This is a genomic window from Halomonas sp. 707B3, assembly GCF_024158645.1.
Lineage (GTDB): Bacteria > Pseudomonadota > Gammaproteobacteria > Pseudomonadales > Halomonadaceae > Vreelandella > Vreelandella lionensis.
Genome location: NZ_JAMZBE010000022.1, coordinates 12831 through 35090 on the forward strand (window position 1 = coordinate 12831; position 22260 = coordinate 35090).

General features: G+C 53.2%; 20 protein-coding genes. 4 read left to right on the forward strand and 16 right to left on the reverse strand.

Annotation, left to right across the window (positions count from 1 at the left end; genetic code table 11):
* Positions 1 to 34 precede the first annotated feature (34 nt).
* Entirely contained in the window at positions 35 to 871 is an 837-nt protein-coding gene (locus tag BIS10_RS05020; protein WP_253503087.1) for an ATP-dependent zinc protease, read from the reverse strand.
* A gap of 234 nt (positions 872 to 1105) precedes the next feature.
* Between BIS10_RS05020 and BIS10_RS05025 the strand changes: the two genes are divergently transcribed.
* A complete protein-coding gene (locus BIS10_RS05025) occupies positions 1106 to 1645 on the forward strand; it encodes a DUF3833 domain-containing protein (RefSeq protein WP_253503090.1) in 540 nt (179 codons plus the stop codon).
* 107 nt (positions 1646 to 1752) lie between these two features.
* Here BIS10_RS05025 and BIS10_RS05030 read toward each other — a convergent pair whose 3' ends face one another.
* The 4 genes from BIS10_RS05030 to gorA form a co-directional block, all read right to left on the reverse strand.
* Positions 1753 to 2148 (reverse strand): ectoine synthase, encoded by a 396-nt coding sequence (locus BIS10_RS05030; RefSeq protein ID WP_083025875.1) that lies wholly within the window; start codon positions 2146 to 2148, stop codon positions 1753 to 1755.
* An 89-nt stretch (positions 2149 to 2237) separates the two neighbouring features.
* Positions 2238 to 3506, reverse strand: coding sequence for a diaminobutyrate--2-oxoglutarate transaminase (gene ectB, locus BIS10_RS05035; protein WP_253503092.1), 1269 nt, complete (start codon positions 3504 to 3506; stop codon positions 2238 to 2240).
* 87 nt (positions 3507 to 3593) lie between these two features.
* Positions 3594 to 4172, reverse strand: coding sequence for a diaminobutyrate acetyltransferase (ectA, locus tag BIS10_RS05040; protein ID WP_253503095.1), 579 nt, complete (start codon positions 4170 to 4172; stop codon positions 3594 to 3596).
* A gap of 231 nt (positions 4173 to 4403) precedes the next feature.
* Positions 4404 to 5786: a glutathione-disulfide reductase gene (gene gorA / locus BIS10_RS05045; RefSeq protein WP_253503098.1), complete on the reverse strand. Its 1383-nt coding sequence runs from the start codon at positions 5784 to 5786 to the stop codon at positions 4404 to 4406.
* A gap of 163 nt (positions 5787 to 5949) precedes the next feature.
* Here gorA and can point away from each other — a divergent pair, with 163 nt between their 5' ends.
* Complete coding sequence (gene can / locus BIS10_RS05050) at positions 5950 to 6597, forward strand: carbonate dehydratase (RefSeq protein ID WP_083025882.1); 648 nt, start codon at positions 5950 to 5952, stop codon at positions 6595 to 6597.
* Positions 6598 to 6616: 19 nt separating this feature from the next.
* On the opposite strand, the gene BIS10_RS05055 is transcribed toward can, so the two are convergent.
* The 6 genes from BIS10_RS05055 to BIS10_RS05080 form a co-directional block, all read right to left on the reverse strand.
* Positions 6617 to 7027 (reverse strand): cytochrome c, encoded by a 411-nt coding sequence (locus BIS10_RS05055; protein ID WP_243470607.1) that lies wholly within the window; start codon positions 7025 to 7027, stop codon positions 6617 to 6619.
* A 116-nt stretch (positions 7028 to 7143) separates the two neighbouring features.
* Positions 7144 to 7761 carry a peptide-methionine (S)-S-oxide reductase MsrA gene (gene msrA, locus BIS10_RS05060; RefSeq protein WP_044630059.1) on the reverse strand — a complete coding sequence of 206 codons (618 nt, stop codon included), beginning with the start codon at positions 7759 to 7761 and terminating at the stop codon, positions 7144 to 7146.
* Between the two features lie 16 nt (positions 7762 to 7777).
* Positions 7778 to 11773, reverse strand: a complete 3996-nt coding sequence (locus BIS10_RS05065) for a translocation/assembly module TamB domain-containing protein (RefSeq protein ID WP_253503113.1) — start codon at positions 11771 to 11773, stop codon at positions 7778 to 7780.
* Positions 11774 to 11821: 48 nt separating this feature from the next.
* The gene (locus BIS10_RS05070; RefSeq protein WP_083025887.1) at positions 11822 to 13672 is read right to left on the reverse strand and encodes an autotransporter assembly complex family protein; all 1851 of its coding nucleotides are present in this window, start codon (positions 13670 to 13672) and stop codon (positions 11822 to 11824) included.
* 66 nt (positions 13673 to 13738) lie between these two features.
* Complete coding sequence (locus BIS10_RS05075) at positions 13739 to 14572, reverse strand: hypothetical protein (protein WP_083025889.1); 834 nt, start codon at positions 14570 to 14572, stop codon at positions 13739 to 13741.
* A 9-nt stretch (positions 14573 to 14581) separates the two neighbouring features.
* Positions 14582 to 15874, reverse strand: a complete 1293-nt coding sequence (locus tag BIS10_RS05080) for a nucleotide sugar dehydrogenase (protein WP_253503100.1) — start codon at positions 15872 to 15874, stop codon at positions 14582 to 14584.
* 205 nt (positions 15875 to 16079) lie between these two features.
* Between BIS10_RS05080 and ubiG the strand changes: the two genes are divergently transcribed.
* Together ubiG and BIS10_RS05090 are read left to right on the forward strand one after the other, a co-directional pair.
* Positions 16080 to 16823 (forward strand): bifunctional 2-polyprenyl-6-hydroxyphenol methylase/3-demethylubiquinol 3-O-methyltransferase UbiG, encoded by a 744-nt coding sequence (gene ubiG, locus BIS10_RS05085; RefSeq protein ID WP_083025893.1) that lies wholly within the window; start codon positions 16080 to 16082, stop codon positions 16821 to 16823.
* Positions 16824 to 17495: an HAD-IA family hydrolase gene (locus tag BIS10_RS05090; protein ID WP_253503104.1), complete on the forward strand. Its 672-nt coding sequence runs from the start codon at positions 16824 to 16826 to the stop codon at positions 17493 to 17495.
* Between the two features lie 20 nt (positions 17496 to 17515).
* Here BIS10_RS05090 and BIS10_RS05095 read toward each other — a convergent pair whose 3' ends face one another.
* The 5 genes from BIS10_RS05095 to tolA are packed head-to-tail and all read right to left on the reverse strand — an operon-like array spanning position 17516 to position 22194.
* Positions 17516 to 18277, reverse strand: coding sequence for a YciK family oxidoreductase (locus tag BIS10_RS05095; RefSeq protein ID WP_083025898.1), 762 nt, complete (start codon positions 18275 to 18277; stop codon positions 17516 to 17518).
* Between the two features lie 33 nt (positions 18278 to 18310).
* Positions 18311 to 19123: a tol-pal system protein YbgF gene (gene ybgF, locus BIS10_RS05100; protein WP_253503107.1), complete on the reverse strand. Its 813-nt coding sequence runs from the start codon at positions 19121 to 19123 to the stop codon at positions 18311 to 18313.
* Positions 19124 to 19171: 48 nt separating this feature from the next.
* On the reverse strand, positions 19172 to 19717 hold the full coding sequence (pal, locus tag BIS10_RS05105) for a peptidoglycan-associated lipoprotein Pal (RefSeq protein WP_083025899.1): 546 nt from the start codon (positions 19715 to 19717) through the stop codon (positions 19172 to 19174).
* 45 nt (positions 19718 to 19762) lie between these two features.
* A complete protein-coding gene (tolB, locus tag BIS10_RS05110; protein ID WP_083025901.1) occupies positions 19763 to 21049 on the reverse strand; it encodes a Tol-Pal system beta propeller repeat protein TolB in 1287 nt (428 codons plus the stop codon).
* Positions 21049 to 22194 carry a cell envelope integrity protein TolA gene (gene tolA / locus BIS10_RS05115; protein WP_253503110.1) on the reverse strand — a complete coding sequence of 382 codons (1146 nt, stop codon included), beginning with the start codon at positions 22192 to 22194 and terminating at the stop codon, positions 21049 to 21051. Before tolA ends, tolB begins: the two co-directional genes overlap by 1 nt.
* Positions 22195 to 22260: the final 66 nt, after the last annotated feature.

A 22260-nucleotide genomic window follows, 5' to 3' on the forward strand; every position in this document is an offset into this window, starting at 1 on the left:
ATTCCTTTCAGCGTAAAGCGGCAGGGGAGTGTGATTACTCTTCAGTATCGTCTTGATCGGCCGCTTCATCATCAGCCGCTTCTTCAGAGGGTTCGCCACCCGGGAATTCGGGGCGGTCATGCAGATAGGTTTCAGCAACGTCGATCGTTGCTATATCCATCATGAAACGACGCCCAAGCAGTACCGGATAATCCAGATGCGAGCGGTCGTTCAGAGTGAACTCGACGTTTTCACGAATTGGCCCTAAAGTCATCAACAGTGAAATCACCGGGCGGGACTCTTCGCCAGATGCTTGGATGATTTTAACGCGGCGTTCAATAGGCGCCTCAATCCACTCGTCGCGAATCTGCTCTACGACCACGTCATCTTCGTTCAGTGCCAGCTTAAAGCGCACCCAGTCTTCACCATCACGCTCAAAGCGAGTGATTTCGGAAGCAGATAAGGATGACGTATTGGCTCCTGAATCGACCCGCGCCTTTAAATAGGTGCCAATGCTAGGCAGGCCCACCCATTCGCTGCGGCCAAGCAGTGTTTTATTATCTTCGGGTTCTTCAACACGGCACTCTTCGCGAATGATGACGGGTTCTTCGCTACGTGCTTCCAAACTGGCAACTTCTTGACGTAAATGGCGCAGCAGGCTGCCCACCTCACGAACATCTGCCGTCAGTACCTGCTGCTGGCTGAGCTGCTGCTCATTGAACGCGGTAGAGGCGTCGCACTGCTGGGACAGTGATGTCTCAAGCTCAAGGATGCGGGTATTAAAAGACGCCTCGCTTAATGGCGGTGGCTCATTTGACTCTGGCTGTGTCACTGCGCAGCCTGCAAACGACATCGACAAACCGGCCATTAGCCATAAAACACCTGAGCGCATAACGAGGGATATCCTTGGACAATAAGAGCACGAATGATAAGGAGAAGGGTGACCGCTTGTCCAACATGGCAGCGGTTTTTCATCCGTCTAGTTTAGCTGATTTAACATAATATATATTATGCGAACTCAGCTGGTTAGTTGCTTGAGCAAATAAAGCCTATTACCTAGCAAAATTTTCTCCTACAATAGCTATACTTATAAGAGAAAGTATATAGGAATTTCCCAATGAACAGCATGCGTCAACGATTTTTGGCTTTCTCATTGTTTTCCACTCTTGTCCTACTCGCTGGCTGTGCCAACGTCAAAATTGAGGAGTATGCTGACACTTCTCCCCGGCTGGATATCGCGGAATACTTTACGAGGGAAACCCGCGCTTGGGGTATGGTACAAGACTACTCTGGCAAAGTGCAGCGTCGCTTTACAGTTGATATTACAGGCACCTACGAAGGCGATACGCTCACTCTGGATGAAGCCTTTGTCTTTGCCGATGGCGAGACTGATCAGCGTGTTTGGGAGTTTGAGCGCGTTGACGAGCATCACTGGATTGGCACCGCTAACGATGTTGAAGGCCAAGTAGATGCTCGGCAATACGGCCATGCCTTCCATATGCGCTACCCACTAGATATTGAAGTGGGTGAACGCACATTAAGCTTCACCATGGATGACTGGATGTACCTGCAGCCTGATGGCCGACTAATTAACCGTACGACCATGCGTAAATTTGGCCTCACCCTGGGTGAAATTACGCTGGTATTTGAACAGGTAGACCGCTAGAAGTTGCGTTCGGCCTAGCCATAATCAAAAAAAGCAGCCTAGCATAATGACGCTAGGCTGCTTTTACGTTATGGCAGTTAGACTTACAAGCCTAACGACAATGGAGCTTAATCGCCTGCCGGTGCGTAAGAGCCATCTTCCTGGTGTACTTCGTTGCCAGTAATCGGTGGCGTGAAGACACAAGCTACGGTCATGCCCTTTTCCTTGCCGCGCAACAGGTGCTCATCGTGTTGGTCCAGCAGGTAGATGTCGCCCGCCTTGATCGGCCAGATTTTACCGTCGGCCAGGGTCTCCACCTCGCCTTCACCCTCATAACAAAATACCGCTTCATAGTGGTTTTTGTAATGAATGTGTGTCTCAGTGCCAGGAAAAATGCGGGTGATATGGAAAGAGAAACCTGCATTATCATTGGCCAGAACAAGACGCGTGCTGTCCCAGTTACCGTTTTCAGCAGTGACTAGGCGATCTGTTTTACGTGCTTCTTCGAGATTACGAACGATCATAAACGTGCTCCGTTTCGTGGCAGCCAGCTGCTGGCTGCCTATTCCTGTAAGGGACGTAATGGCGTGTGACGATTTAGCGTAACGCTAAACTATGCCTTAATAACAGACTTAACTGACGCTTCAAGGATATCTAAGGCTTTCAGCAGATCTTCATCCGGAATGGTTAGCGGACAAAGGCACTTGACCACTTCACCATCTTGACCACTGGTTTCGATGATGAGGCCGTGCTCAAACGCATGGCTGGTGATCTTATCGGCGATATCGCCAGATACCACGTCAATACCGCGCATCAGACCACGGCCACGCTCGGTCGCCGGCATGCCATTTTCTGTCAGCATAGCGGCCAGTTTTTGGAAGCGCTCTTCAACGATACGCGCTTTACGCTGAACATCACGCGCAAAGGTGTCGTTAGACCAATACTTTTTCATCGCTGCGGTCGCCGTAACCATCGCTAAGTTAAAGCCACGGAACGTACCGTTATACTGGCCAGGCTTCCACTTATCGAGTTCAGGACGCATCAACACATGTGCAAACGGTAATCCGAAGCCTGAGAGCGATTTCGAATTAGTGACAATGTCTGGCGTAATGCCTGCATGCTCGAAGCTGAAGAATTTACCCGTGCGACCACAGCCTGCCTGGATATCATCCACAATGAGAAGGATGTCATGCGCATGACAGATACTTTCTAGGCGCTTGAGCCAATCCAGGCCAGCGACGTTGATACCACCCTCGCCTTGCACAGTTTCAACAATCACGCCTGCGGGGATATCCAAGCCGCCTGACTTATCGTTTAAGAGCTTTTCAAAGTAGTCCAGCGTGTCGGCGTGCTCACCCATATAGCCATCAAATGGCAGGAAGCTTGCGCCTTGCGTGGGGATGCCCCCCGTCGCCTCGCGGAACTTACGGTTACCGGTGGTTGCCAGGGCGCCCATGGTCACACCGTGGAAGCCGTTGGTGAAGGTCACAATGTTATGGCGACCTTTAGCAACACGGGCCAGACGGATGGCCGCTTCCACTGCGTTAGTACCGGTTGGTCCCGGCAGGTGGACTTTATAATCAAGTCCACGAGGTTTCAGAATGACGTTCTCAAGGGTTTCCAGGTAGTCACGCTTAGCGCTTGTCCACATATCCAAGCCATGAACCACTCCATCGCTGGAGAGATAGTCAATCATCGCTTCTTTTAGATGCGGATTGTTATGACCGTAGTTCAGCGTGCCAGCGCCGGCGAGAAAATCAATATATTCACGACCATTCTCATCGGTCAGCCGCGCATTCTGTGCCTTGGTAAAGACAACAGGAAACGAGCGTGAATAGGTACGAACATTAGATTCCATGCGTTCGAGTGTTTGGGTCTGCATTAGCGACCTCCTTATCAAGTATGTGAGCTAAGCGAGTTAAAACAGCTAGGGCAACACGAGCGGGAAAACGATCTATCGAGACGGCCTTTAGATGTGGTCCGTCTGGAATGGCCCGATACGTACTAGGTTTTCCGGGTCGTGCTCTCCTCCAAGCTGTTCGGTAGAAAAGTATTCACGGCTGTTCAAAGGTGCCTGCCATCGTGCAGCTAGGCGACGGAACAACCCCCACGATGCTTGGTTGTCAGGGGTGATCGTGGTTTCTAAGTGGTGAACGTCGTCAAGTTCAGGGCGCGACATAATCGCTTCCACCAGACGGCGTGCCAGACCTGTGCCCCGAGCTTTTTCACCTACGGCGACTTGCCATAAAAAATAGGTGTCAGGGGCATTATCTTTGACATAACCGGATACAAAACCAACTACTTCACCCTCTTCGTTGGTAGCCACAGCACAGGTATCGCGGAACTGCGTTGCTAGCAGCAGATAAGCGTAGGCTGAATTAACATCGAGCGGCGGGCACGCTTTGATGAGTTCGTAAATCCCCCAGCCATCATCAGCATTGGGCTTACGAATAAAAAGCGGCATTTCGGAATGGCCTACCACGGCATCAGCAACGGTTGGGCGAGCCAGCTCGGCAGAAGGTGTAAAAGGCTTAATAGGCGTACTCATGGTTATGCTTCGCTGTAGCGAATTTGAGAATCATTATAACAGCTGATTATGAGCAATTCAAAAACCATATTATTCATCCCCGCATTTTCTATAATTTTTGGTTATCAAACGAGCGTTACGTACTCTAGCATCAAGTTTCTGGGCGCTACCATCAGAGTTTAGATCAGTGATACCGATGCGCGAGACAAAAAAGGCGAGCCGAAGCTCGCCTATTGCTGTTGATCAATAAGGTTAATAGCGCGCGGGGGTTCGCATGGTAACGAACTCTTCGGCCCCAGTGGGGTGAATGCCTACCGTACGGTCGAAATCTTCTTTGGTAAGGCCTGCTCGAACGGCGATGGCAATACCCTGAATCAGCTCGCCTGCTTCTTCACCTACCATGTGAGCACCGACAACAACATCGCTGGCGTCATCGACAATCAGTTTCATCAACATGCGCTCCTGGCTACCGGAAAGCGTGTGCTTCATGGCTCTGAAATCAGTGCGGTAGACCCGTATTTTGGAAAACTTCTCCCTAGCCGCCTCTTCAGATAAGCCTACCGTACCGATATTGGGATGACAGAAAACGGCAGTAGGAATGGTGTCATAGTCCAATGGCCTAGGCGTTTTTTTATGGAAGTGAATATCCACCAGTTGCATCGCCTCTGCCAGGGCGACGGGCGTTAATTCAGGCCCAGCGATTAGGTCACCCAAAGCTAGTATTGAAGGAACCTGCGTTTCATAACGCTCATTCACGGGCAGCTTGCCTTCGCTGTTTAGCTCAATCCCCAGTACATCGATACCCAGGCCGCTTGTATTCGCCTTGCGCCCAGTTGCGGCAAGCACCGCATCCACTTCTAAGGTTTCCCCAGTGGTTAGCTCAACCTGCAGAGCACCCTCTTTCCGTTCAATGCGCGCAATGTTGGCAGAGAAATGGAGGTTAACGCCCTTTTTGGCCATTTCATCACACGTGAACTCGCGAACTTCCTGGTCAAACCCTTTTAAAAGCAGGTCGCCTCGATAAATCAGATGTGTCTCGCTGCCCAATCCATTAAAAATACTGGCGAACTCGACGGCAATATAGCCACCACCCAGTACTAAAAACCTTTCAGGAAAGCTATCTAAGTCAAATACTTGGTTAGAGGTTAAGGTAAGATCGCTCCCTGGAAACTCGGGTACCCAGGGCCAGCCGCCTGTCGCGAGTAAGATTTTTTCGGCGCTGACGCTCACTTCGCCATCTGCATTGGTTAGTGTCACTGTGTGCGGATCAACAACGCGGGCCCGAGCGTTAAACAGTGTTACCCCTGCGCCTTCTAGCATGCGCTGGTAGATGCCGTTAAGCCGTTTTATTTCGCTGGTTTTATTATCTCTTAACGTAGGCCAATCGAAGGTTGCTGGTGAGGCCAGCTGCCAGCCAAAACCTGCCGCATCATCAAAGCTGTCATGAAAATGAGCAGCATACGAGTATAGCTTTTTGGGTACACAGCCCACGTTGACACAAGTACCGCCTAAATAGCGATCTTCCGCAACAGCAACGCGTGCGCCGGTAGCTGCTGCCATACGTGCCGCGCGAACCCCACCTGAGCCCGCTCCAATTACAAATAAATCGAAGTCATATGCAGCATCCGCTGACATGGTTATCTCCTATCCACTGCCGTGCTTACCCTCTGCTAAGGTAAGCGCTAAGATTGACCTTCTGTGCAAGGGGGGTTAAAACGCCCTACCTTGTAACAAAAATGCTGCTGCGCTACGCATGGACTCCCTCAACCCCTGAATAATGTTATCTCACGGAGATTCGATGTCTGATCAAATTGCTACGCTGCTGGATAATAATCGCGTTTGGGCTGAACGGATGTGTGAAGAGGATCCGGACTATTTCAAACGCCTTTCTAGCCAGCAAAACCCCGACTATCTATGGATTGGCTGTTCGGACAGCCGTGTACCGGCTAACCAGATTATTGCGCTACCACCGGGTGAAGTCTTTGTACACCGTAACGTGGCTAACTTGTTGCATCACACCGATATGAATGCCCTATCGGTTGTGCAGTACGCGGTGGACGTTCTTAAAGTCAGCCATATCATGATTGTTGGCCACTACGGATGCGGTGGTATCAAGGCTGCTGTCACCGGTGGCGAGTGCGGCATTGTCGATTACTGGCTGCACTCAGTGCGTGAACAGTACAACCGCCACCGCGACACGCTAGAGCATCTGCCCATGGAAGATCAGATTGATCGCATGTGTGAGCTAAATGTGAAAGCCCAGGTCAACAGCCTGTGTCGAACTAAAATTCTGCAGCGTGCCTGGCAGCGAGGCCAAGCAATTTCAGTGCATGGCTGGGTTTATGGCCTAAGCGATGGCCGCGTTAAAGACTTAAACTGCACCATCAGTGGCCTGGAGCAAGTGGCGACCCTTTATCGTATTGATCGCGTGCAACCAAGCGACTGATGTAAGCGCTTCGCCTGCCCTAATCGTAACGGTAGGCGCGGTGACAGCTGCGGCAGCTTAACCCAACCTCTGAAAAAGCGCGTGTGGCTGCCCGGTAATCTTCTTGCTCTGCTGCTTCCACAAGCGTGGACACCTTTTGCTCTAAGTCCGTGAAGCCCGTCGCAAATTGATCCCATTCTTCCCAGATCTCTGGTTTCGCATCTGAACCTCGCCCATGGGTACCTGCGATAAACGCAGGTAAAAAATGTGCTTGCGTCGCTTTTTCTTGCAGCTCAGCTAGTCGGGGGGCGGCACCTTGAGCATCTTGATTATTCACTAGGTCAAAGCGCAGCTGCCTCAACAGGCGCTCTAAATCTTTCAACTCATCCTGTCGCCAGATGACCGCTTCACGCTCGCTAGCAAAGGGCGTCTCGTCAACAGATTGTGGCATTGCCGGGGCTGCTTGCTCAGCGTGAGCCCCTATGCTGAATAAGCCTAACACCGCAGCAGCTATCGTAGCCTGCGTAAGGCGTTGGGGTTGCAAACAACAAAGCATCTTTTCACCCCTCAGCCAATCGGACACGTGACACCCGTACCTTTCAAGCCACAGTAACCGCCTGGGTTTTTATCTAAATACTGCTGGTGATACGCCTCAGCATAATAGAAAACGTCAAGCGGCTTAATTTCCGTCGTGATACGGCCTCTATCGGCACGCTGCAGGGCCTCTTGGAAAGCTTCTGCGCTCTTCTGAGCAGCGGCAAGCTGTGCCTCCGTAGTCGTGAAAATGGCCGAGCGATACTGGCTGCCAATATCGTTACCCTGACGGTTTCCTTGGGTGGGGTCGTGCTGTTCCCAAAAGATTTGCAGTAAATTTTCAAGGCTTACCTTTTTCGGGTCATAAACCACTCTGACCACTTCGGTATGCCCTGTTAAGCCTGTACAAGTCTCTTTGTACGTTGGATTGGGCGTGATGCCCCCAGCATAGCCCGCTGCCGTCACATACACCCCCGGCTGCTGCCAAAACAGCCGTTCTACCCCCCAGAAGCATCCCATACCCAACACAATTTCCTCATAACCTTCAGGAAACGGTGGGTGTATAGAGTGTCCGGTAATGGTATGAAGGTCGCTGGTCTCAATGGGTGTATCGCGCCCTTCTGGTGCTTGCTGTTTCGTAAATAGCGTCATAACACCCTCTTCTATTCTATTGCTGCGGATAAATATAAGGATCGCCTGAGCGCGTGAACGTATAAATTAGGTCAACGGCTTGGTTAGCACCAGACACCGCCTGTAGATACAGGTTCCGCCATAGCGTATAGCGTAAGGTTAGTTCTGCAATTGGAGAGAAAATACCTACGCCATAGCTAATGCGAAGATCATCAGACAGTTGGCCACTCACCGCTACCTGACTGTCGTCACCCGCCCCAGTGGTATCAAGTGTCAGGTCATCAATCCCAAACGCTTCCCCGATAGAGCCAACGGCCCCACCGGTGCGGCCAAGGGACATACCAATGAGCGCAGTGGTTAGTGCGCTATCAACACCACCGCCTGAAGCATCTGGCGCGCGGCCGCGTAGCAAATACGATAGCGCACGGGTCTCGTCCATCGCGGGCTCTGAAAAGATCATCACATTGGGCTGTTCGGCATTACCTGTTACGCGCAGCCCCGCAATCACATCATCTTCGGTGACATCCGGGTTGCGGATGGCCTCAAAATCTAGCACCGGCAAGCCCGGAGGACCACTAAAGATCAGTTGACCACGACGAATCAACAGGTCTTGCCCGAATGCCTGGAAACGACCATTTACTAAGTTGACGTCGCCAAACAGCTGAAGCGCTCCGCTATCCTGACGAATCTCCAGGCTACCGCCCAGTCCTGACTCCAGGCCATAGGCGGAAATTTGCATATCGCGCCCAAGATTCAGTGTAATCAGCACATCCAGAGCCATACCGGTGTCTGCCAGTTCATCAGCTGCACTGGGATCATTCCCAGCCTCTGCCGCAAGACGTGCTTGTCGTTCAGCCTCACGATCATCGCGCTCGGTAATGATAATTTCATCCGGGCTTGGCGATGTTGCTGACGAAGGTAGATCACCCACCTCTAAGCGAGCCCAGAGAAGATCCACATTGCCCCGTACCTGCAGACGCTCTGGGGTAATACGAATGCGAATATCTGGCGCGGCTTCCAGGCGACCGAACTGCGGTAATACCACCAACAAAGGCTCTTGAGTTGCGTTTAGGTCTATGCCAATACGCCACGCTTCATCGGTAGGCCAATAAGCGTTACCGCTAATCGAAAGCCGGCCTCGCTCGGCAGCGAGAAAACCGTCTATATTTCCCTCTTCGCCATCAAAGGCTACCGCCAGCTCGCCATCCACAATAGTAATGGGAATATCGGGCCCGCTAATACGCAGGCTGCGTAAGGCTAGTTCACCCTGTAAATCAGGCTGGCTTGTGGTGCCACCAATTTGCACGCTGCCATTTAAGCCGCCTTCAAGCTCATCCATACCCACCACCATAGGGCGATAGGGAGCTAACGTGATGTTATTTGCCCGTAGCTGACCATCAAGCGCTCCCTGACCCAATGGGTCGTTTACCGCTAGATTAAGCGTAAGCTCACCTGCTTCCGACAGAGCAAGCAGTACATCCGCTTGGGCCTGTGCTTGATTGGCTTCAATTTTCGCATCCAGATTAATAGTGGGAAGCTCTACTGGCTGACCGTAATCATTGACTGCCGTGATGGCTAACTCACTGAGCAGCTGAAGATTGGCTTGCCACTGCGCGCCTCCCTGCTCCCAGTTGGCTACTAGATCCGCCGTGGTGTCACCTTCAAAGCTCCACTCCTCTGGCAAGAAAGGTTCCAGCATCTCCATGGGTACTTCGCGAACACTCAGCACTGCACGCCCTTGGTCGGCTGACGCGGCAATGGGCTCTTCAGAGCATACGAGGCCACCCTGCAACCGACGTAGGCAGAAAGGTGTTAAGCGCGCCTGGCCGTTAGCAAGGTTGTAAGTGATATCCAGCGGCGCTTCCAAGCGAATGTCCCCCGCTTCTGAATCAACTTCCAGCGGGGTTAATCGCGCCTGATACTGTTGAGCCTGCTGGTTAAAGCGCCCGTCTAAGGCCAAATTAGCTTGGCTCAGAACGTTATCGGCTTCGCCTGTGGTGCTGAGTTGCAAGGCATGCTCGGAAAGTCGCCCGGTGAGGTCAAGGGCGACCGACGCTAGCGCTTGCCCACCTGCATTAACGCCTTGCAGATCCAGTTCGATATTGAGATCGGGGTCGTCAAGACCCTCGACATTACCCGACAGAGAGAGCGTAGTTAGCCTATTTTCAGCAAAGCGTAAACTGCGACCATTCAGCTCTACTACCACTTCTGGCCGGGAGAAACTGCCTTGGGCTTGAATATCACCGGTTAATGTCCCTGCTAGATCAGGATGTAAGCTTTGGAGCTGATTCAGCGCGATATTGGCCTCAAGAGACATCGCCTCTTGGCTGAGTTGTCCTGATGCCGTTAGACGGTTATCACCTTGGGTAAAGAGCAGCTCTTCAATATCAACTTCCAGTTCGCTGTTAGCCTCAAGAGAAGCTTGGAGCGTGAGTGGGTACTCCTGTAGCTGCCCCTGGATATCTAGCTCCGGCAGGCTAATGTCCCAGCGCTCACCGCGCTGGCGTACGCTGGCGACGATATCACCACTTAGATTGCCAGCTAGCTGCGGAACAAACAGCGATGGATCTACATTATCCAAGCGCACGTTGGTATCGACCTCAATCGCTTCTTCCCAGCTTACCCGGCCCTCGCTGCTAAGCGCACTATCATTAATAGTAAGGGTGAGAGGTGACCAATGGAAAGAGGCTAAATCGCCCTCTCCACTCAAACGGATGGCGGTGGCAGGCACTTGTGGGCCTTCGGCATTCGTTTCAAGCGTTACTTGATAGGCCTCCAGGCTGCCGTTGACACCAAGGCTAAGGTTTTCCAGCACGTAGCTCTCAGCTGTAGTGGCAGGTTCTTCCGATGACGCCTCTGGAATCTCGCTGTTGTCAACTAGCGGCCACTGCAAACGGTCGCTCTCTAGTTGCGCTTCAAATGGGAGCGTGGGAGCTAACGCATCTACTTGCGCAGTCAATGACGCATTAACGGGCCCGGTTGCGTTGAGATTCGCGGTCAGGTCAGCAAGGCTACCAGAAAGATTCAGTGCCACCTGCTCACCGCTAAGTGCTGGGAATAATTCGGGTAGCCATAGTTCTGCACGAATCGCAGCATCCAGTGGGTAGTCGCCGCTTAGAGTGACATTGGCAGATAAGGTGGCGTCAGCATCAGGTATGGCAAGCTCCAGAGTGCTTAGCGTTATGTCGCTGCCCTCGGCCCGAGCTTCTACAAGCAGTCGCTCAACCTGATACTCAGCAGCGCCACTTATTGTTACGTCAGTGACTAACAGTGATGCCAGCTCTACGTTAATCGGCAGCTGAATCTCGGGAAGCGTAAGCCGCTCACGCTCGCTAAGGGCAATAGCCTCATTGTCAGCCGCAGGCTTCGCCGGCTGAGCTAGCTGAATAGCGCCGTCTATACCGGCGGCGTTGAGCGGTGTATCTATCTTTTGCGTCAACAGTACGCCGGGAGATGGCGGCAAGTAGAGAGATAGCTCTTCCAGTGTGGTGGATGCGATAGTGACTTGCTGCTGCTCGGCGGTTATGGAAGTAGCAAATGCTTCCCAGCCCACTTGTGTACCGTCGGCCAGCGTCAGCTGTACGTTATTGAGAGCGATATCGCGCAGTTCAATCGGAAACGGCAGATAAATGCTGAACGGTGGACTGCTTTCCTGTGGCGGCTCCTCGGTTACTGAGCTTTCAGCTAAGCGAATATCTGCACCTTCAACGCGTAGCGTGTCTAGGCATAACTGACCGGATAGCAAGCAATCTTCTGCCCAGGCAAGCTCAAACTCCGCTAGCGTAATTTGAGTGCCACCAACAGCCATTTGAAAGCCTTGCAGTCGAAAGCTGTCCAGTAGCGCGCCCTCTTGCTGCTCGTAGGTGAAAAAACCACGCTGTTCACCTAGGGAAAACAGCTGCCCGGTTCCCCAGGGGGAGAGCGCTACCCCGGCAACTAAGGCAATTAACCCAAACAGCCATAACGGCAATACGATGATAAGGCGTAACAGGCTCCAGAACGCTAACCAAGTACGGCGCTTAGGTGAGAGCATCTGACGGTTTTGGGGCGCTTTTGAATCAACCTTAGCCAAAGAGCTCTCCTAGAATTCTGGACCAATCGAAAAGTGCACGCGGAAAGCGTCGTCGATATCAAAGGGATGTGCGATGTCGAAACGTATCGGGCCGACGGGAGACACCCAGCGCACGCCCACGCCCGCGCCTGTTTTAAGGCCAGTCGGGCCCCAATTATCGAACGCATCCCCTGTATCAATAAAGGTGGCGCCCCACCAGTCTCCCGTAACACGACGCTGATACTCTAATGTGGAGGTCAGCATTTGTTGGCCGCCACGTAAGCGACCTTCTTCATTACGCGGTGACAAGCTCTCGTAGGAGTAACCGCGTACGCTGCGATCACCGCCTGCGAAGAAACGCAGCGATGGCGGAAGCTTGTCAAAGTCACCGGTCTCGATAGCGCCAATGCTTAATCGAGCTAAAAAGCGGTTGTCACTGCCGATGGTGCGAATCCATTCGGTATCGCCGGTTAGCCGGGTGAATTTGGCGTCAGACCCCCAGGCTCTGTCAGAGTACTCAATCGATAACTGCTGACGATCGCCCCACAGAGGAAAACGTTGAGGACGAGTGCGGGTTCGCGACCACTGAATCCCTGGATAAAACAGCCAAACCTCATCAGCTTGGCCGCCCTGGGTAAAGTCTTCATACGTTGTCCGGAAGTAGAGCGTTTGTACCCAACGGTTCTCAAATTCCCAACGCCGAGCCACTTCTACGGTGCCTTCCAAGGATTTTGTGTCGCCATCGTCAATATTGCGCACGCCATACTGCAGGCGGTAGTTATCCCGTATCGGGTCCTCTAGCGGAATATTGTATACCCCCGTAAAACGCTGTTCAGGGGCAGAAAGATAGAGATCATGATCCAGACTGTGACCAAACCGGTTGATCCATGGCTGCTGCCAGCCAAAACGCAGGCGTGGGCCTACATCTGTGGCATAACCTATACCTACCTCAAACTGGTGGCGATCTGCCGGCTCGACACTGATATCGATGGGCAAGCGGGTATCGTCACGGCTATTAATATTGAGAGCACTGGCAAGCGCTGCACTACTTACTCTAGAGCGTTCAGGCTGCGATGCAGTGGCTTCGTTCCACCAGGGCGACCCTCCGCTCGGCGGAGCGATTGTCAATTCTTGAGCTGTTTCCAGCCGGGGCCGTACGGAGACAGAACTAAACCATCCTGTTTCAGCTAAACGCTGATTATAGCGGGCCAGGGATTCCGCTAGGTAAGGCTCACCAGCACGAAACGTCTGCATTTGTCGCAGCCGCTCAGGTTCAATATGGCTGCCCGTAATAAATGTATCGCCAAAGTGATAGCGTGGTCCGCTATCAAAGGTCATATAGAGGCGAGCGCTTTCCAAGTAAGGGCGCACTTCCATCCGTCGATCTGAAAAGCCCCAGTCGAAGTAGCCCCGCTCAATAGCTAGACCGGCAAACTGGCTACGTAGGCTGTCCCAGGGGGCATGGCGCAGCGGCTCCCCCTGCTTTAAAGGAAAATCATCAAGCGCGTCTTGGAAAGGGGGGTCATTGTTCGCATCCCCTGTAATACTGATGTCGAGTACTTCAATCACTACCTGAGACCCTGATTCAATACGCACGGCGATGGGCGACTGATCTAGCTCGACAGTAATATCAGGTTCGTAATAGCCATATACTCGCATGGCTTCTTGCGTGCGCTGGCGTATTTCACCTTCCAAGCGGGCATCGGTGTACTGGTCGGCCTCAATATTTTCTAAATAGGCCTCAATATTAACTAGCACACGCCCATCAACACCGCTGATGTCTGCTTCAAGGGCCCAAGAGACCGATGAAGCAGACATCAGCGGCAGCACCAGTAAATACGCCACTTGTTTGGCCGTAGGCCACCGCCGTTGTCTTCCCATACCGTTATATCCCTAACCCTATCACCGGCTTAGTGGCTTGTTTCTTCCACATCGTGATGCTGCTATTTAATTGCGCAGCATTTCCATCTGCGCACTAAAGGCTAGCTGCGCCTGCCGGACCTGCCGTAAGTCGCTCTCAAGCGTGTTTAAGCGCTGGGTCCACTGCGCTTCCAGCGCTGTTAATTCAGCTTGGCTAGCAGGCTCTTCTTGAGTATTGAATTCAGCGACAGTAGAAGAGAGCTGCGTTAACTGCTGCTCGACATTTTCCCGCCAGATACTCAACTGCTCTTCAGTAGCGGTTCGGTCGCTGGCTACCTGGCGCTCCATGGTATCGAGCCGCTGGTTGATGACCCCCTCTAAATGAGTAACCTCCTCCACTAAATTTTGCCTACCAGAGGTACCCGCTTGCTCTAAGGCATCTAGCGATGTCCGAATAGCGGCTAGCTGGCTATCACGAAGGGCTGCTTGCTCCTGAAATTGCTCGAATCGTTGTGAAAATGTCTCAAGCGCCTCATTTGATACAAGCTCTTCATTTTCTGTGAGAAGCCCATAGAGCTCTTCACGCGTATTAGTCAATGCCACAGCCAGCTGCTCCTGCTCTTGGAACAGAGTGGACATCTGAGCTTGTACAAAGGTTATCGCATCTTTGACCTCTGTGTCATCGGAGTCGAGCCTTGCATGAAGATTAGACACCTCACCACTCACACGATGCACTTCTGCTAGCAACCTCTCTCTTTCGTACCAAACCCCTGCTGCTGCTGCGCCTAATAGCAACATCAACAGAATCAATACGAGCCAAAGCGGCCATAATCGCGGCCCCCTGCGATGGCGTAAGTGCTGTGCTGTCAGGCTTTGATCCACGTCGGGAACAATACGCTGAGATGAAGTGGCATCGGACATATGTTTTCCTTAGAGCGTCGTTGGATCGGCGCGTCGTCCAATTCCCCGATAATGTAAGCCGCAGCTGGCTACAAAAGCGGGGTCGTAGATATTGCGTCCATCCAATATTAGCTTTTCGCGTAGCAGTGAGGCTAAGCGGTGCCAGTCAGGATTCCAGTAGGCTTTCCATTCGGTCACTAGCATCAGGGCGTCTGCACCCTGGCAGGCAAGATAAGGATCATCCTCGAACGTCATTAAATCATCCCGCTGCCCAACCGCCGAGTAGAGCGCTGGAATAGCCGCCGGGTCGTGTAGTTTGACCGTGACTCCCTGTGCCCAGAGCGCTTCAAGCAGCGTTAACACCGGTGCATGATCAATTCGGGCGGTGCCTGGTTTGAACGCGGCACCCCAGATCGCCACCGTTTTGCCTGCTAAATCTCCCTCAAAAAATCCCCACAACTTTCTGAACAGCGTCTCTTTTTTCTGCTCATTGATGTCCATCACCTGCTCAAGCAGCGCCGAGTAGCGACCACTGGATGACTGAACATCGGCTAAGCGCATCAAATCACGCGAGAAGTTAGGGCCACCAAAGCCACATCCTGGGTAAAGGTACTCAAACCCTATCCGCGTATCTGCGCCCATACCCTGGCGTACATGCTCAACGTCCACTCCTAACGTATCGGCAAGACCTGCAATTTCATTCATATAACTGATACGGGTAGCCAACATACCATTGATGGCCAGCTTGGTCAGTTCAGCGGCACGACAAGGCATGCATTGAAACACTTCGCTACGACGATTGAAGGCACGCAGTAGCTCTCTTGTCATTTGCTCACCCATGGCGTCATCGCACCCGAGCAGCCAGCGCACTGGACGAGTAAAAGAGAGCCAGGCTCGCCCTTCTTCCAGAGTGTCAGGCAGTGCCACACGGCTATGCTGGTGTCCCATTAGCGAATGCAAACGCTCGGTCTCGCCCACTGGGAATGTTGAATTATTGACCAGCACCGCGCCGCTGTACTCCTGAAACATTGGGTGTTGTAAAAGCGAATTGGCTGACTGACGCTGACTAGGAGAAAGCGCTAACCAAACAATATCAGGCGTTTCAGAGACGTCAGGAGTAGCAACGATGGTTAAGTTGCCTGCTGCCATGGCTTGCTCAATCTGTGCCATCAGCGATGGTTCTCGGCGTAGCCAGTCAGCATTGGCCAGCGTTGGCCACGGAACGCTCTCGTGGAGTAACCAGTCAACGTGATGACCTACCCAAGCAAGCGCCGCCGCCGCAGTTGCGGCGCTTAATTCACTACCATGCAGCAATACACGCATTCAGATGCTCTCCCTGGCCAATAAGCGCCGATAAAATAAAGTGTTAGGCGTCATGCTGAGTTCCTTTCCATGCGTTTCGCGTCAGGAGTGGTTAGAATAACCATAATACTCAACGTTTGAGTGGATGCCACCTTGCCGCTAACCACCGCGAAATGGCAAACCATATTCATTTCACTCAAGACCAACTGCCGATGGGGGTTACACCATGCCAGTGACACTTCAGGATAGCACCACTCGCCGCTATCAAGACAACGTCGATGCCGCAGAAGTTGCGAAATTTGAAGCACTTGCCAGTCGCTGGTGGGATCCAGAGAGCGAATTTAAACCGCTTCACGATATTAACCCTCTGCGCTTGGACTTTATCGATGCTCGGGCTGGGCTGGCTGGTAAGAAAGTGCTGGATGTAGGTTGCGGTGGCGGTATTTTGAGCGAATCGATGGCCCATCGAGGAGCCAGCGTGACGGGCATTGACCTAGGGGAAGCACCGCTAGGGGTGGCGCGGCTTCACGCTGAAGAGAGTGGCGTTACGGTAGAGTACCGGCATATCAGCGTTGAAGGTTTAGCCGCTGAAGAGCCAGGGTACTACGATGTGGTGACCTGCATGGAGATGTTGGAGCATGTCCCCGACCCCGCCTCGGTTATCCGTGCCTGCAGTGTACTGGTTCGCCCCGGTGGCTATGTGTTTTTCTCAACGCTCAATCGCACGCCGAAGTCTTACGCCTTTGCCATCCTAGGGGCCGAATACGTGTTGAAGCTGCTGCCCCGTGGTACCCACGACTACGCCAAGTTTATTCGCCCTTCCGAAATGGCGAACTGGGCGCGTGCGGCATCTCTTGAGGTGCGTGAGCAAACGGGACTTACTTATAACCCTATTACACGGCACTATCGTCTGGTTCCTCATGATGTATCCGTCAATTACATGATGTACTGCCGCAAAGCGAGCGAGTAAATGTTGATGCCCTCCCCCCAGGCGATACTGTTTGATTTAGATGGCACATTGGTAGATACCGCCCCCGACTTGGCTGCTGCAACTAACGCGTTAAGAGCCCATCACGGCTTAGCGGCCCTGCCGTTCCAGGAAATACGTGGGCAAGTGTCTAATGGTGGCAGCGCCCTGGTCACGCTGGCGCTTGGCCTTGAAAGCGGTAGTGACGAGCATGATGAGGCAAGGCAGTTCTTGCTGGATGCTTACGAGCAAGCGGTGGCGGTCCATAGCAAGCTTTTCGTGCCGTTAAATGAGTGGCTAACGCAGTGGCACAGTGAAGAGCGACTTTGGGGAATTGTGACTAATAAACCGCGGCGCTATACCTTGCCGCTTTTGGAAGCGCTGGCGCTAACGCCAGGGGCGTTGCTCTGCGCTGATGACTTAAGTGTTAAAAAACCTGCGCCTGAGCCGCTTTGGGAAGCAGCAAAACGCCTCGGTGTTTCCCCCGAGGCGTGCTGGTATATCGGCGACCATGTTCGCGATATGCAAGCGGCTAAAGCAGCCGGTATGACGGCTGTCGCCGTGGGCTATGGCTATATCAGTGAAGAAGACGACTACCAGAGCTGGCCTGCCGACCTGTGGTTTACAACGTGTGATGAGCTGGTAGCCGCTCTTCATGACCACCGCACTGATTAGCCTTCGCCAGTGTGGAAACGTTAGACGCGTGGCGGCTGGGCATCAAACTTCTGGCCGCTAACGCCTTTACTATCAGGCCCCATCAACCATAGGTAAGTGGGCATAACCTCTTCAGGCGTACGCAGTGTAAACGGATCTTCACCTGGGTAAGCAGTGCGGCGCATTTGGGTACGCGTAGCGCCTGGATTCAGCGTATTCACCCGAACATTCGTCTGATTCTCTAATTCATCAGCCAGCACCTCCATAAATCCTTCTGTGGCGAATTTTGACACAGAATAGGCACCCCAATACGCTCGCCCTTTACGGCCAACGCTGGAGGAAGTGAAGATAACCGATGCATCATCAGACGCCTGGAGCAATGGCAGCAGCGCTTGAGTCATCCAGATGGGACCATTGATATTGACCTGCATTACCTGATCCCAAAGTTCGGGATTATACTGCTCGAACGGAGTAATGCGGCCAAGCAGCCCAGCGTTGTGCAATAACCCATCTAGACGGCCAAACTCTTTATCCAGCGTTTCTGCCATATCGTGAAAATCTTTGAGTGTCGCCCCTTCAAAATTGAGCGGAAAAATAGCCGGCTGTGGCCCGCCAGCCGCTTCAATTTCGTCATAAACGCGTTCAAGTTTAGCAATAGTGCGGCCTAGCAATATAACGGTAGCCCCATGACGGGCATAGGTTAATGCCGCCGCGCGGCCAATCCCATCTCCCGCACCGGTTACCAACACGACGCGATTTTCTAGCAGATTGGGCGCTGGTTGATAGTCGATTTTGCAGCTCATGAGGTTTCCTTGAAGCTAAAAAAGTAAACGGTATTAACCCGCCGACTGGCGTAAGAAGTCATTAGCCAACCCAGCGGCACTGCTTTGGGGGTAGTCATCCCGCACTTGTTCCAACAGCTCGCGGCTACGCTCTGCTTCGCCTTTACGCGCCTTAACCAAGCCGAGTTTGTAGAGTGCATCGGGTACTTTGGTACTACCGTTGTACTGCTCAATAACGCGCGTGAAGGCTTGATCAGCTGCATCTAACTCACCCTCTGCAGCATAAAGTTCGCCCAGCCAGTAATGGCCGTTCGCCGTCAAGCTACTTTCTGGGTGGTCGGCCACAAAGGACTCAAAGGCCGCAATAGCATCTTCAAACTGGCGCGCCTGAACGTGGGCAAATGCAGCTTGATAAGCCGCTTGTGCGTCTTCACTTACATTACGGGCGGAAGGCGCTTGCACAACCTGCTCAGCCGCTTCAGGCTCAACTTCAGGAGTCGCCTGCTCTATCTGGCTTGGTGCACTGCTGGTCATCAAGCGGTCTTCGATATCTAAATACTGCTGCTGTGTTTGATTGCGCAGTTGCTCCAGCTGGTGGCGTAACTCTTCAATTTGACCACGTAACTGCTGAATTTCTTGCTGGTGCCCCTGGACTTGGTTAAAGAGCACAAGGTTACCGCCTGAAGGCTCTTGTCGCTGAGTTTGCTGATAAAAGCTGTTCGACGAATCTGAAGAGAGGTCTTGAACGAGCGGCTGCTGAGCAAGAGCGGACACAGGCAGTAGTGATAAGGGCAATACGGACAGCGGGAGCACTAAGGCTCCCGCACCGCACAGCCTCTCAAAATTGCGTTTGAGACTGTGATTCATGATAGCTCCGAATGATGCTATTGGCGTGCCGAGGGCACGCCAATGCTATCAGTAGTTAAAGACGACGCGACGGTTTTGCGAGTAGGCGCTTTCGCTTTGGCCGCTCGCTTCCGGGCGCTCTTCACCGTAGCTAACCACGCTCATTTGTGAAGGTGATACGCCCTGAATATTCAGGAAACGCTGCACGGCTCCAGCACGACGCTCGCCCAGTGCCATGTTGTATTCACGGGTACCACGCTCATCGGTATGACCATGCAGAACAACGCGAGCATTCGGGTTAGCACGCAGGTAGCGTGCATGTGCCATTACGACAGACTCGTATTCGCTCTTAATGGTATCGCGATCGTAATCGAAGTAAATGGTACGTACTTCGGGGATACGGGAATCAGCCTGCTGCCCGGCGCCCGCTCCTGAACCTGACGTTGAGCCATACTGGCCACTGGTGCCAACACCAGACGTATTAGATCCCATACTGCTGCCATCCTGGCTTCCGTACGAGTCTCCGTCTTGGGTTCCGCCGGTGCTGGAACAGCCAGCGATAACTACGATAGATAACGCGACTGCCAATGAGCGAGCCAACGGCTTAAGTTGCATAATCAGACTCCTTGCCTGAAAACAGAAGTTAGTGCTGTTCATCTATTAATTTAAGAAAGGTGACCACGCGGGGTCACGTACATCACCTTGTGCTGCGGGCAACCTAAATGACGAGCGGCCATCGGCTGAAACGGCACTTAGTACTCCGCTACCACCCTGTTGGGTAGCGAAGATTACCATGGTCCCGTTCGGCGCAACACTAGGAGATTCATCTCTTGTTGATTCGCTTAATACCACTAAGCGGCCACCCTCAAGATCCTGCTTCGCCACTTGGAAACCGCGGCTGGAACGGTGAATCAAAAAGATTTCTTCACCGTCTGGCGAAAAGCGTGCACGGGCGTTGTAGTTGCCCGTAAAGGTCAGTCGGTTGGTCTCTCCACCGCCTAACGAGGTTTGATAAATCTGCGGGCCACCGCTGCGATCTGATGTAAAAATCAGGCTACGGCCATCAGGTGACCAAGCGGGTTCGGTATCGATGCTATTACTTTCAGTAATACGATCCAGCGAACGATTGGCCACATCCAGTACGTAAATTTCCGGCTGACCATCTTTGGATAACGACATGGCGATACGACGGCCATCTGGCGACCATGTTGGCGCACCATTGATACCATCAAATGAGGTGGCTTGAACGCGCTGACCTGTATTAACGTCTTGGATGTAGATAGACGCCTTGCCTGTTTCGAAAGAGACATACGCCAGCTTGCGGCCATCCGGCGACCAAGCGGGCGACATAATGGGCTGATCCGAGGTCAGCACCTGCTGGCTTCGACGGCCATCGGCATCAGCCACATACAGCCCAAACTGCATGTTATCGCCTAGGCCCTGAGCCGTAACGTAAGCAATGCGGGTTGAGAAAGCGCCGCGAATATCGGTAATCGCCTCGAAAATTTGGTCACTGATGTAGTGCGCCGCACCACGCAGGTCGTTACCACTGGCAGTCACGGTTTCACTGATCATCGGACGTTGGCCGCTAATATCGACCAGGTCGAACTGCAGCTCATAACCGTTGCCTGTCTGCTGCGCGCGCCCAACGACGAGATAACGCACGTCCAGCGATCTCCAGGTGCCAAACTCTACGTCAGACGCTTGGCTTGGACGGTCGAACATAGCACTACGCTCTAGCGGTGCGAAAAATCCGCTGCGTTCAAGGTCGTCTTGTACAATTTGCGCGACATCTTCAGGTAGGCCTTCGCTGCCTGCGAATGGCACGACCCCAATAGGCAACGCCTGATCGCTACCACGCGTTATCTCAATGGTTAAATTGGCGCTTGCTACGCTGCTGATTAGTAGCAGTACGCAAAAAAGCCACACTTTGCTTAACGTTTGCATCAGCGAACATCCCCCGGGGTAAATCGCAGATTAAATTGACGTAAAGTACGCTGCTGTTCCGCTGGCAAGTCACGTAACTCGCCAAACGGTGCTGCATGTTCCACCGCCTGCATAGCTGAGCGATCAAAAGCACTATCACCGCTGGATGAAGCGACAGAGGTCGCTAGTAGCTCACCCGATGGACCAAGCCTCACTTGTATCGTAGCACTCATTGCGTTGCTCGCTCCTGGAGGGATAACCCACGCTTGCTCTACAGCACGCCGGACAATGTTAATAAAGCTGTTTGCCGCCTGTTGGGCCTGCTGCGCATTAGCGGCCGCTTCTGCCTCGCCCGCTAACTGACGTTGCATGGCCGCTTCGGCTGCCTCAGCAGCACGACGCTCTTCTGCTTCACGCTGTTTCTGGGCTTCTGCTTCGCGAGCGCGCTGCTCCTCGGCTTCCCGTTGGCGACGAGCTTCTTCCTCCCGCTGGCGCTGTGCTTCGGCTTCACGCTCACGTTGCGCTTCGGCTTCTTCACGGGCGCGTTGCTCTTCCGCTTCGCGCTGGCGTTGGGCCTCTTCTTCCCGGGCGCGTTGCTCTTCAGCCTCACGTTGGCGCTGAGCCTCTGCTTCCGCCCGTGCACGCTCTGCTTCCGCCTCCCGCTGGCGTTGTGCTTCGGCTTCTTCCCGAGCGCGCTGCTCTTCTGCTTCGCGTGCTGCCGCTTCGGCAGCCTGCTGTTCAGCTAAGCGCTCAGCCTCTTCCGCTCGACGCTGGGCTTCTGCTTCTGCTTCGGCTTGCGCCTGCTCCAGCGCTCGGGCCTGCTCAGCTGCTTCTGCTTCTGCTTCTGCTTCTGCTTCTGCTTCGCGCTGCGCAGTCGCTTGTTGCTCGGACGAAGGCTCATCGCTGGGTGGCTCTGGTTCGGCTACGTCTGGCTCGGCAGCGTTATTCATCGCTGCCTGCTGCTCTGTCACTTGCTGCGCTTGATCAGTAAAGGTCTCGGTGCTGACAAACGTCGCCTGCACAATAGATGAAGAGTCTGGCTCGGCTGTCATGCTGGGTAATTTAACCAGGCTAAACACAATCACGAGCAAGTGCACAGCGACAGCCAAAATCGTTGGCCACGTATAGCCAACGTCCTGGGGGTCACGCGGTGGTTTTACAGCCATGTGCGACTCGCCCTTAACCATCTTGGGGCGGCTCTGAGAGCAGCCCTACGTTGGCGACACCCGAGC

Coding starts and splice junctions, on each gene's coding strand:
- BIS10_RS05020 (WP_253503087.1), bottom strand. CDS start 871: ATGCGCTCAGGTGTTTTATGGCTAATGGCCGGTTTGTCGATGTCGTTT.
- BIS10_RS05025 (WP_253503090.1), top strand. CDS start 1,106: ATGCGTCAACGATTTTTGGCTTTCTCATTGTTTTCCACTCTTGTCCTA.
- BIS10_RS05030 (WP_083025875.1), bottom strand. CDS start 2,148: ATGATCGTTCGTAATCTCGAAGAAGCACGTAAAACAGATCGCCTAGTC.
- ectB (WP_253503092.1), bottom strand. CDS start 3,506: ATGCAGACCCAAACACTCGAACGCATGGAATCTAATGTTCGTACCTAT.
- ectA (WP_253503095.1), bottom strand. CDS start 4,172: ATGAGTACGCCTATTAAGCCTTTTACACCTTCTGCCGAGCTGGCTCGC.
- gorA (WP_253503098.1), bottom strand. CDS start 5,786: ATGTCAGCGGATGCTGCATATGACTTCGATTTATTTGTAATTGGAGCG.
- can (WP_083025882.1), top strand. CDS start 5,950: ATGTCTGATCAAATTGCTACGCTGCTGGATAATAATCGCGTTTGGGCT.
- BIS10_RS05055 (WP_243470607.1), bottom strand. CDS start 7,027: ATGCCACAATCTGTTGACGAGACGCCCTTTGCTAGCGAGCGTGAAGCG.
- msrA (WP_044630059.1), bottom strand. CDS start 7,761: ATGACGCTATTTACGAAACAGCAAGCACCAGAAGGGCGCGATACACCC.
- BIS10_RS05065 (WP_253503113.1), bottom strand. CDS start 11,773: ATGCTCTCACCTAAGCGCCGTACTTGGTTAGCGTTCTGGAGCCTGTTA.
- BIS10_RS05070 (WP_083025887.1), bottom strand. CDS start 13,672: ATGGGAAGACAACGGCGGTGGCCTACGGCCAAACAAGTGGCGTATTTA.
- BIS10_RS05075 (WP_083025889.1), bottom strand. CDS start 14,572: ATGTCCGATGCCACTTCATCTCAGCGTATTGTTCCCGACGTGGATCAA.
- BIS10_RS05080 (WP_253503100.1), bottom strand. CDS start 15,874: ATGCGTGTATTGCTGCATGGTAGTGAATTAAGCGCCGCAACTGCGGCG.
- ubiG (WP_083025893.1), top strand. CDS start 16,080: ATGCCAGTGACACTTCAGGATAGCACCACTCGCCGCTATCAAGACAAC.
- BIS10_RS05090 (WP_253503104.1), top strand. CDS start 16,824: ATGTTGATGCCCTCCCCCCAGGCGATACTGTTTGATTTAGATGGCACA.
- BIS10_RS05095 (WP_083025898.1), bottom strand. CDS start 18,277: ATGAGCTGCAAAATCGACTATCAACCAGCGCCCAATCTGCTAGAAAAT.
- ybgF (WP_253503107.1), bottom strand. CDS start 19,123: ATGAATCACAGTCTCAAACGCAATTTTGAGAGGCTGTGCGGTGCGGGA.
- pal (WP_083025899.1), bottom strand. CDS start 19,717: ATGCAACTTAAGCCGTTGGCTCGCTCATTGGCAGTCGCGTTATCTATC.
- tolB (WP_083025901.1), bottom strand. CDS start 21,049: ATGCAAACGTTAAGCAAAGTGTGGCTTTTTTGCGTACTGCTACTAATC.
- tolA (WP_253503110.1), bottom strand. CDS start 22,194: ATGGCTGTAAAACCACCGCGTGACCCCCAGGACGTTGGCTATACGTGG.